This is a genomic window from Vibrio sp. 661, from assembly GCF_033339315.1.
Classification (GTDB): Bacteria; Pseudomonadota; Gammaproteobacteria; order Enterobacterales; family Vibrionaceae; genus Vibrio; species Vibrio alginolyticus.
Genome location: NZ_JAWOUJ010000001.1, coordinates 911,440 through 922,863, shown reverse-complemented (window position 1 = coordinate 922,863; position 11,424 = coordinate 911,440). Strand labels below are relative to the sequence as shown.

Below are 11,424 nucleotides of genomic sequence, written 5' to 3'. Positions count from 1 at the left end.
ATCCTACCAATTCCACTTTTTCCAGCCGCCATCAAGCATGGCTGAAAACTGACCAATTGAAGGAAATCCACTAGTAATGAACATGCATGGTTCAACCTTCGTTGAACCTTCAGTCCACCAAAAACATGGTTTACTCAATTTTTCTTTAATGAGGTAATTCAAAAGCGTATTTTGATCAGTATTGCCGTGATCATGAAAAACTGTAGATATTTGGCTTTGATAAAGAAACTCTAGAGGCCTCACTTCACTTGTTACATTCGCAACGAGGTCATTTTTTTCTTGAGTACTCTTATGCCAAACATCAAAGACAAAGTCGTCCTCAAGTACTGAAAGAGCAAGAGCGGCACTGTCCTCTGTCCAAGCTCTGTCACCCCAATATTGCGCAGCTTCACCTTTTACGGCACGAGCTATAGTAAAGAAAAAGTATCTACCGCATGCATCAACACTAGGAATCATGCTACCAATGTAGGTTGAGTCTTCTAAATAGCTAATATCCAAAGCAAAGTGCCACACAGGAGCCGTTAAAAAGTGCTCATTCCAGCTTTCACCCAGTTGTTCCCTGCTGACTGCAATAACCGCCTGTTGCCAATCATGCCAACGCTCCGAGAAATCTTGTGATAAACCATCTTTCACAAAGTCCCCTTTTGCAGGCATTTTGCCGATATATCCCCAGCCTGATGTTATAAGGTTCGTGGACATCTGAACCTCTCCATTTCATTTGACCAAAACGGATTAATAGCACTAGAAGGAATAAGCTCTAGTTGCACCTTGTTTCCCTTTAAATCAATCATAACTATATTGTCTTTACGCGATTCTGGCCTTGCTTTAAGTGATTGATCCAAAAGCTTGAATATGCCCCACTCACCTTCATAGGTATGCGCAATTTCGCGTTTAGATTCAGGTGGTGTGAACACAATTCGAGTCTGATCTTGACCGGCAGGCCAACTCAACGATTTAGCTCTTGCTGGTCCATGCTTATAAACCAAATCTTGTCCACCCAACTCTAAGACAAATCGAGTAATGTGCTGGTCTAGATAAACAGGCTTCATCCCAAACTCTACGCGTAATGAATTATCAGATTCAAAGAAAGACTGCCTGATACTTTGCGCTCTTTGAAAGACCATTAGTGTTTCTGGACGAACTCCAATTTCCTTTTCTAATCGCCAACGACTTTTCGAAGTATCCACAAACGGTTCGAGGTATTCTTGGAAGAATGCGTCAAGCGTACCTCCATAACCAAAGAATCGCTTAAAGTCTTTCAATCTAACTTCTCTGCTCGCGTTGGGCTCGAATGGATATCTGCCAGCAATAGTCCGCTGATAAGGGCGGACCACCTGTGTTACCCAAAGTTGATTTAGATGATCCTTCGAACCGCTCTCCGCAAACTTAACCGACTCTTGAGAAAGCTCACCTAGCCATTGATTAAATGGTCTCGGCAAAAGTTCTTTAGCACGAGCGAAGGAAGCTGCGACATCTTGTGTAACGGTTCCATCTAAAATACTTTTGTAGGCAATTTTCTGATTGTTACCAGAGCTTGATAAGTCACTTAAATACGAACGCAAGTTAACCATTGCTTGTTGAATATCATCAAAGTCTTGCTCACCAAGGCGTAAGATCTCTGAAAAATGCGATTCGACTTCTTTACCTGGCAGAGCAACATTGAAGCCGTTTTCTTCAGGTAAATACATGTCTAGTCTATCTGCCGTATTTGAAAACTTAACTTTGGCAACTTTACCAGCAACTTCAGAAGCGGCTTTTTGATTTTCTGACAATGATACTTTTGATAGAGCAACCTCTTTTTGGATTGCTCTCAACAAAGATTCGATTGGTCTTTCAACTCCAGATAAAACCCTCGCTTGCTCTGTCGCAAGTTCTAGGCTCGGAGCCTGCTTCAATTGAATATCTTCGATCAACGTTTTCCATTCATTAACATAATCTTGATAGTATCGAGACTGAACGCCTTGGATGGCACTATCTTGATCAATTTCATGAGCCTTAAGATCGTCACCATAAACCCAGTTCTCTTCCATTAGGCTTTTTACTGTACGGTTGATCTGAATCTGAAAAATGCTATGAAAACCATTGTACGTGTAGAAACCCGAAATGCCTTGTGATAGCGGTTTTCCACTAGCTCGCTCGAACTGCTCAAGCCCTTTAGGTCCCAATACATCAGTCAAGCGAAATGAAGGTACATGACTCTTAGAAAATTGTATTTTCATTCGCTGATAAGCACGTTCAGGTAGAGACATTTGAGTCAACACTTCTCGAGCACTCGTAACGGCAGCAGTGTTGTAAGTAAAGCCTTGTCCATCGTTGCCTAATAAATATTGAGTGTGCTGTAGCAAACGTCTTCTTAAGTCTGCGTTTAGCTCACCCGGATATTGACGTTCGAAATAAAAGTTAAACCAAGCCAACACTTCATCTTGTTGATATTTGTCTGGATTGAATAACATCAAATACGTTTTTAACGTTTCGTACAAATACTCACGATGCTGTTGATTGCTCTCCATTTCTGACACCAAGCTATCAAGAAGCAGAGGGGCGTAATATTGGGTCAAAGCATCAGAATATGCATTGTTTGCCGCCTGAGACACTTTGTCTCCCTGATAGAGACCAAACCTCTTTACAGAGTCGGCATCACCGTAGTCGCTTTGCTTTCCGAGAGGAAGCGTCATCAACTTATCTAATGTTTCTACAGCTGAAACAATATCCGCTTCAAAATCTAAACTTTGAGCGCCAATCAGTGCATCAATATGGCTAGCTTTTTCATTGGTATCGACAATTAACTGTGAGTTCCACTTATAACTCATAAACCAAAGCGCAGAAGCTCCTAGCAGTAGCGTTGTACATCCAATGTAAACACCTCGACGCATCCAACCTGACTGCTTTTGATAGTGACGATTAACTGTTCCTAACAGTTGCTCTTTGAAAATAACCTTGTCAAAAAGATTCTTTACGAAATAACTATGAGAACCAGTCTGACTCTTTGCTAGAGCTAAACGATTTAACCCAAGTCCATTGGTTGATTCATTCATCAGCTTATCGACTGGTAAGCCTTCTTGAACCGAACTCAACATAAACACACCACGAATCAAGGCAGGCTCTTCAAAACTGTTTTGTGCAAAAATTTCAGCTAAAAACTCGTCAAGATTAGCTTGTAGCACTCTTAATTGCTTTGGAAATTCAAAGATAAGCGCGCGTTTATCTAAATCGTCCTCTGTTTCAAGTATTCTAAGCATACGGGCATCAAGGCGCTCCAACATGCCATGAAATTCTTTGTTGAATAGAGAAATAACGCCTCTTTCATCATCCACTTCACGAGGGAACATGAAACCAAATAATTCCTCTCGCTCTTCCTTACTTAAATCGGCAAAGAACTCATTGAAACCGGCAACTAAATCCATTTTGGTGAGCAATACGTAAATCGGAAACTGCATGCCTAACTGGTTTTTCAGTTCTTGAAGTCTCGACTTAATTGCTCGAGCATGAAGACTTCGCTCGGTTCGAGTCTGAGACATCACGCTGGCTAAGCTTATCGTAACAATCGCACCATTAATTGGTCTTTGCGTTCTATACTTTTTCAACAATCCTAAGAAACCATGCCACGCTTTAGAGTCGACCTTTTCTTGACTGTCTTGTGTCGTATACCGGCCAGCCGTATCTATAAGAACTGCTTTATTTGCAAACCACCAATCACAGTGGCGAGTGCCACCTACACCGGCAATAGAGTCAGAGCCAAGGCTGTCTCCTAATGGAAACTCTAACCCCGACTGCTTTAATACGGTTGTTTTCCCCGTTCCAGGAGGGCCAATCAATACATACCACGGTAAGTCATACAAACTTCTCTTGCCTTTGTGTGTTTTCGTCACTACTTTGACAGCTTGCTCAATACGCTCGCGCATTAAGTCAATTTCACTTGCCGCTTCTTTATCTGATTGGCTATCAACCTCAAGCAACGTTTGAATACTTTCGTCTTCTTTCACCTTCTGCTTATGCTGCTTGGTAACGTTAAATATCGCCCAAAGCAACACTAACACAAGAATAGTGACTAGCCGTTGAAAGTCACTCTTTAGGGGCTCATACCCCGCTATCGTAATAAGTGGACCAACAACCCAAATGAAAATAGAACAAGCAGCGACACCGATAAGACCGAGAAACCATCTTTGAGTAAATATTCTGCCAATTTCTTTAATACGCATCTCTATCTACCTATTATTAATTCGCGACAAGAAGGTCGATTTCAATCCGGCGGTTAATAGCTCGGTTTTCATCACTACTGTTTTCAACTAATGGTCTTGCATCCCCCAATCCCTCGGGTATCACTCGCCCTTCTAATGCACTATTCGAGATCAGTTGTTCAGACATAGCAGTGGCTCGAGCTAATGATAGGTGCCAGTTCGAGGGATATTTACTCGTGAAAATAGGCCTATCGTCGGTGTGACCAGTAACAATGATCTTGCCTTGGGTCGACTCCAATGTTCTCGCAAGCTTAGAAATAACGGGTTGGATGTAAGCGACAACATCAGCACTACCTGATTCAAATAGATCTTGAGACTTTAACGAAATTCTTACCCTGTCTTGCAGCGGCTCAACATTGATTAGCCCCTTACCGATCTCAGTTGCTAGATACATTGAAATCTTTTCTGCAATTGGCGCTGATTTTGATTCTGACGTTGCATCTTGGTTAAGTTGTTGCGGTTGAATCAAATTGACTAATTGAGAAAAGGTGCGATTGGATGCCTTATTTAGCTCATAGCTAAAATACATATATATGCAGACCAATAATGCCGCCGTTACAGAACATACAACCCAAAGAGGGGCTCTATCAGAAGCCTTTGAGCCATTCAAAATGTGTTGGTCGATACTATTACTTAGCTCCTGAGGGACTCCTCTCCCATAAGACTTAAGAGTAGCAATAACCTGTCTTCTCAATTTCCGGTGCGATTCCAGTCCATTTTTTTCTAAACGGTATTGACCCAGAAACCCGAGAGATAAGCACACATACATTAGTTCAAGCAAATCTAAGTTCGCATCTGGTTTCGCCATGCACTTATCAAGATGCTTAAAGAACGCTTCCCCACCTTGACTGCTAGCATAGAAGGAGCTGAGTAATGAATCGTGACTCCAGAATGAATGCCCACCCCAATTGGTGTTAAGGACAACTTCATCTAGTGAACAGCATAAACAATAACGAGCTGTATCAATGGTATCCAAATCAACGTCATGCTGACGTAATCGGTTCTCATAATCTCTAAGCTTTTGTGCCAATGTCTCTTTTAGAAACAACGGATCGGAATGAGTCGCTGTCGACCGAATTTGACCGATAATAGATAACAGGCCATTCGCCTCTGCTAGTAGAGAGTTATTCCCATAAGCGACCACTGAATCATTGTTCACCAATTCAGGGCTTTTTGAGATAACTACGGTATTATCCAGTGACTTTTCTGATTGTGGTTTCGATGCGGGTGCTCTTCCACCCGGTGTTGGTTTTACGATCGTTTGTTCCATACTGAGCGCGCCTATTGATTAATACTCCAAAGCTCAAGTTCAGCATTCGGAAAATGCCCTGATAGGTGAAGCGCAATACCGCCACTATCTTTTAGCCTCATCCAAAATGGCCCTTTCTTGACAACTTCGAAATAGACATAGCCCGTTTGGTAAGGAATCTGTCTCGGGACGACACTCAACGGCACTACGTTTATACCGTTGATCTGATTATTAATTAGATCGCGAATCTGTTCTGCGGGGCCAAACTTGAGTTGCGCTGGGACCAGGCGTCTTATTTCATCTGTTGTGGTATCTGCTTTAATTGCTAGCACAAATTGGCATGACTCAAGCAAGCGTTTATCTGGAAGTGGCGTCACTTGAATACCGTACTGGCGAGGCTCCAACGGAAGTTTGGTCGCAGTTTGGTCAAGAACAACACTGAGGTACTGACTGAGTATCTGATTCAACTCGCTATAGACACTTGATACATCTAAGTGATCATACGCAAGCAAACTTGGGACTCTTTTAGTTTTATTAGAAAAAGTGGCTAACTCACCAATGTAACCTTTAAGTGTCGTCGCTAATTCCAGTGGATGTAACCTATCTAACTCACTGAAATGCTTTAACTTAGCCTCATATCGGTTCAGCATTTGGAGCATAATGAAATCAACAGCAGATGCCGATGCAGATTTACCCTTAATCAAGCGCTGCGCAATAACGTCAGCACGCATCTTTGTCATCGCGATAACGTTACGTAGATAGGCTGACATAACTTTGTCGCTAAGGAGATTGATAAGCGGAGGAACGTACTCATCGTCTAGTATAACTTCCCCTTCAGGAGTTACCTCTTTGATCCTTAAGATAGGTAACTCCACATAACCCGCTAATTTGTCATTACTCGCTTTCAACTCTAGGTTAAGGGCTGCAACTTGGATGGTTTCCTCATCTTGTCCTGTAAGGTTATCTATCACGTCGATATCTTGAAGTACATAACGAGAGACGATCGATTCGCTTACATCCGAAACGTTTTTACCTGTAACACTTGAAAGAGGGAGAGTTATTTTTACTAACGTATTTTCAGTGTTTTTATCAATAAGTAGAGGCGAAACTGAATCGTTGGATATTAACGTATTAACCAACGTCATATCTGGCAAAACAGCTTCAAGATGCTCAAGTTCAATAAGACCATCTTTTAGCGCGTGTTTTTTTACTCGACATTTCCAAACTCCCCAATTGTAAGCCCCACCTAACTGATGTAAGCCCTTGAATTCTTGAGAGGTTGCGCGTTCTTGTTGTTGGAAGTGCTGGGGACGTAAAAACATTCCTTCGCACCAAGCCGTCTTGGAGTATTGCGTCATTTATAATTAGCCAACTAAACGTTATTTAACGACCAAAGACAGATCTTCTAACAATACTTGATATGTGTTGTAACCGGTCTTATCCACTTTAATGACTTGTCGCCAATTTGAGTTTTCAATATCTCGAAACGCGACGACAATGCCTAAATATTCTGTCTTTGGAGACATACTTGCTTGATATGTTTCTTTCTGACCTGGAGTTAATGAAACTTCATATTTATTCACTAAATCAGGTCCTAAGACTTTTTCACTTTCTTCATAAATAGAAAAAAAGTCCTGGCTTTCGAAAATGGTATTTGACGTTAATTCAAATACATACACCACTACAGGAGAAGGCCTGCCGTTTGAATCAGGATTAATGTTATGACTTGCTGCTATTTCTAAATCTGAGTATGGATCAACAACTAGGTTCGCTGCTGAGCACCCAAATAAAGCCATTGAAATTAATAACAAAATATATTGGTAAAACTTTTTCATCACCCTAATTCCTAGCCTTTGTTTTTTAATGCTAATTCATAGTGCTTAGCGAAGTCTTCTAAATAGAACGGAGACTCTTTATTGATAATATCATCGGATAACTTTTCATGAATATCCTCAAACCTCTTCCAACTTTGAGCATATTTTCTAGCTGGAATAACCTTATTAATAACCGTGTCTTTCGCTAAAGCATCTGAGTATATAGAAGTAGGTTCAACAAGTGACATAACACTCGAAACCGTACCTTCAACACCTTTCATTAAGGCTTGCTCATGACTTTCGATGTCATTAAATGCTTCTTTAATGGCTGCATTTGGCTTTAAGAAGCTAGCGGTTTGACGGTTATATAAGTTATGAATCGCATCTTCTAAGTTTGCAGAAAACTTTAAAGGGTTATTTTCTGACTTACGAAATGCGGTATGACTAAGTCGATTTGTTTGTTTAAACACTGCTCTGTTATGCAGTGTTTCCATTAAACCAACTAGCATCAAAGAAAATGACTCCCCCAGTTGTTCGAACCATTCCTCTCGGTTATCGCTGGGAATCATCATTGGATCTATACCCACCCCTCTAACAAAAGCCGCAAGTTCACCCCCATTGGTATCAAAGTTGGGAGTCGATAGGTGTTCTGGTTGTCGGTTAACTTTCGGTAAAGTTTCAGATACGGTGCTCTGTTTTTCGGGCTTTGGGATATCAATAAAATCATCGACTAAACCAATATCTAGCTGAAAGTCAGAAGGAACACTTTCGTTTAAGAGTTCACTAGCACTAAGGCCTAGGTCAACAAATTCTGCTTCCGATGGACTTGAGACTACTTCAGGGGGTGCGCTAGAAAGACTTTTACTTGTCTCAAGACTGAATACATCTGTATCTGTTTGAATAGAAACTGAAATTTGATAATCCCCTAAGCTAACCATATCGTCATCGCTTAGTGCTATTTCATTTCCTTGACCCACAGGAGTTACAGCATTATTTACAAAAGTACCATTAGTTGAGAGGTCTTTTATCAAGTATTTGTCACCAAACTTAATCAGTTCTCCGTGGGTTCCGGATACCACTCTTTCAGGATCTGGTAGTGTCCAATCACATTGTTCAGACCTACCAAATGTAACCTTGGCATGTTCATCACTTGATTCAAACACGAACTCACTCTCAATCTCTGGAGTAAATTTGTGAAAACTTGTTATGGTTAAAACCAACTTCATGTAAACCTCGCCAAAGACCTGCTAGATATTATTTTTAATTTTATTATTAACTGCTTTCTTATTAACAGTAAGATTAATAAAAATCTTAATACTGCCATTGAAAATCATGCACGGAATAATGAATCATTTTTTTATCAAAGCAATCACGTATTGTTCAACAATTTTAATTATCCAACCAAGTTCAAATTTTTGACACTTAGACTTTCATCAATAAAAAAACGAATGTTAGTTTGGCCGAGAAATTCTAACATAATGACTTTTCATTGAGCAGAAAGGTATATATTCCCCCATCATTTATACGGAGTTCTTGTGATGGAAGACAGTAATAAAAACAATTCTATAAATAACGAAGAAAGCGGAGATAAAACTAAAATTGTAAAGACTCAAAAACGAGACAATGCAATTAAATCAACCAAACTCACTAATAATGAAACCTCCGTTAAAAATAAAAATGAAACAAATACAAAACTGTCTCAAAAAGAAAACACTCCGTTAGTTAATAAGAAAAAAAACAATAAAGATGACTCATTAAATAATAACAAAGATGTTATTAACGAAAGCTTAATAGGAGCGACCGTTAAAAATCGGTATGAAATTGAGTCGGTTATTGGACATGGTGGGCTTTGCGATGTTTACTTAGCTAAAGATAGGATTCTTGAATCTTCAGGTTCAGAAACACCCTACGTTGCGTTAAAAATATTACAGAAAGAGTTTGCTTCTCAACCAGAGACTGCACGCATGTTAATACGTGAAGCTCAACAAACTCAAAGGTTAAGCCACCCTAATATCATTAGGGTTTTTGATTTTGGTGTTGATGGCGAAATATACTTTTTAGTTATGGAGTATATTAACGGAGAAACATTAGAGAGTTTAATACAGCGTTCTAGGCCCCATGGGCTGAAGTTTAATGCAACTTTATCAATCCTAAATCAGGTACTCGATGCACTCTCATATGCTCACTCTCTTGGTGTAGTGCACGCCGACCTAAAGCCCGCTAATGTGATTTTAACGTCTGAAGGTAACGTTAAGTTGCTTGATTTTGGTGTATCTAAAACTCATCAATTAAAGCAGGATCAATATGCGGCTAAACGTAAATCCGAAAATGTTGAAACGCTTGGTTATACTCCCAACTATGCATCACTCAACCTGTTATCCGGTAAGGAACCGAACTTAAGCGACGATATGTTTGCTCTATTTTGTATTGCTTACGAGCTATTGAGTTGCAAACACCCTTACGCAAGAACTCCAGTTAATGAAGCTCTCAAAAAGAAGATCAAGGTCTCTAAACCAACTAACATGCCTGCATCTAAGTGGCCAATATTTTCAAGCGTATTTTCAACTGGCATCATTCCGAACGAGCTGACCCCTGAGCAGTTGAAACGCAAATTGAATATGCGCTATTGGCCTATCGCTAGCGGCGCGGCAGCGAGTATATTATTAGTTAGCGGCATTGTATTTGGTTATCAGCAGCAACAAGAAACCATCGCCAATTTGGAAACCGTTATTAGCAAGCAAAATGATCAAATTGCCGGACAAGAGTGGCAGCTTGATACGCCAGCAGAAAAAAGTTTGGCACTGATTGATAGTGAAAAAAGCTTACATCCAGTCGTTAAGGCTGGCTTATTACGCTTACACAAGACCTATATTCTCAGCGAGTTTGAATCTGAAATTGATCAGGTTTTGAATTCTGATGCCAACAACTACCCGAATTATGATGAAATTGAGTCCATACTTGATAAAGCAAAAACCTACTACCCTGACTCACATAAAATAGAAGTTCTTGCCTTAGATATTCAGTCAAGCAAGCACTCCACTTTACTTTCGATAGCAAGGCAAATCAACAGTCAACTTGAAAAGTCTCGGTACAGTAAAGAAGACGGCAGTAAATCCATCTATGAGCTCAAGGATGAGTTAAATCAGATTCATCAAGGTTATCCTTTCACGCCAAGTTCGTTATCTAGCGATGTTTTCGGTCAGCACCTCACTGAAGCACTCCAAAAGAAAGACGCAGCTGCACTTGTTGCTCTTATTAAGGTTGGGAACACCTTCTTTTCAAACGTAGAAGAGCATCAAGAGAACTTACAGATAAGTAATGCGATGAAAGATGCAGTGCTGGAAATGAAATTATATGAGACAGCGCTAGATTCCAACAGCCCTCTACCGTTTCCAGAAGATGCCGCTAGAATCCTGTTCCAAAAAGAGTTTGAAAACTTTTATTCTCGCCTAGAAAAGGCAAGGACGACAACTCATCTCGATAACTTGGTGAAGGATGTGGATCTGTTCTCGAAAAACTTTCCTATTGGTTTTCAGGATGTTAACGATTTAAGATTCAAAACTGCTGATAAATACTTACGCTTCTCCGATATATTACTTAATAAGCGAAGGACTTCAAGCGCAAGACGCGCTATGAAGAAAGCCAACGAGCTTATGAAGCAAATAGAACAGGACTCTAAGCAAAGCTAGTAATACAAAAGGGACGCGAGTCCCTTTTTTGCCGCAGATCACTTGCCAATATGCAACTAGATTGCTAATTTATACTTGTACTTAATGAGGAGAGTTAGCCTTGACTGAAGGAATAGTCAAAGTTGGCGAACGTCGGGCGTCCGTATGTAACGATAGCCTTAAACTAGGACTGCAAGACACTTACCGACTCGGCGTTTTACTTGGAAACGTCCCCTTTGCTACTTGTGTTAAAAACACGCGAGTTGAAGTTTTTTCATCCCTACATTTCGACCATTGCCGTTTGGATATAAGTCAAAATATCTTTAACAATGACTTTCTTTTTGTAAGTTTATCTCAAGCGACAAGCAAACTATTTCTGCTCAAATACTGGTTATGCCATTCATACCTTCGGCTAAGCCTTCATTATCCGAAACATTCCTCTACCGCAACGTTTC

General features: G+C 40.3%; 7 protein-coding genes. 1 reads left to right on the top strand and 6 read right to left on the bottom strand.

Translation table 11 applies throughout. The features are described 5' to 3' along the window. Positions 1 to 3: 3 nt before the first annotated feature. From tagF to tagH, 6 genes are read right to left on the bottom strand one after another with little or no spacing between them, the layout of a single operon-like run. Entirely contained in the window at positions 4 to 699 is a 696-nt protein-coding gene (gene tagF / locus R7P69_RS04120) for a type VI secretion system-associated protein TagF (RefSeq protein ID WP_005387528.1), read from the bottom strand. After that, on the bottom strand, positions 681 to 4,199 hold the full coding sequence (gene tssM, locus R7P69_RS04115; RefSeq protein ID WP_238952600.1) for a type VI secretion system membrane subunit TssM: 3,519 nt from the start codon (positions 4,197 to 4,199) through the stop codon (positions 681 to 683). The genes tagF and tssM overlap by 19 nt, the downstream gene beginning before the upstream one ends. 16 nt (positions 4,200 to 4,215) lie before the next feature. After that, complete coding sequence (gene tssL, locus R7P69_RS04110; protein WP_053307737.1) at positions 4,216 to 5,508, bottom strand: type VI secretion system protein TssL, long form; 1,293 nt, start codon at positions 5,506 to 5,508, stop codon at positions 4,216 to 4,218. Positions 5,509 to 5,519: 11 nt separating this feature from the next. After that, entirely contained in the window at positions 5,520 to 6,845 is a 1,326-nt protein-coding gene (gene tssK, locus R7P69_RS04105; RefSeq protein WP_080276943.1) for a type VI secretion system baseplate subunit TssK, read from the bottom strand. 21 nt (positions 6,846 to 6,866) lie between these two features. Beyond that, a complete protein-coding gene (tssJ, locus tag R7P69_RS04100) occupies positions 6,867 to 7,322 on the bottom strand; it encodes a type VI secretion system lipoprotein TssJ (RefSeq protein WP_017820223.1) in 456 nt (151 codons plus the stop codon). An 11-nt stretch (positions 7,323 to 7,333) separates the two neighbouring features. After that, a complete protein-coding gene (gene tagH / locus R7P69_RS04095; RefSeq protein WP_234499249.1) occupies positions 7,334 to 8,527 on the bottom strand; it encodes a type VI secretion system-associated FHA domain protein TagH in 1,194 nt (397 codons plus the stop codon). A gap of 312 nt (positions 8,528 to 8,839) precedes the next feature. Here tagH and R7P69_RS04090 point away from each other — a divergent pair, with 312 nt between their 5' ends. Beyond that, entirely contained in the window at positions 8,840 to 10,990 is a 2,151-nt protein-coding gene (locus tag R7P69_RS04090; RefSeq protein ID WP_165439090.1) for a serine/threonine-protein kinase, read from the top strand. Positions 10,991 to 11,424 lie beyond the last annotated feature (434 nt).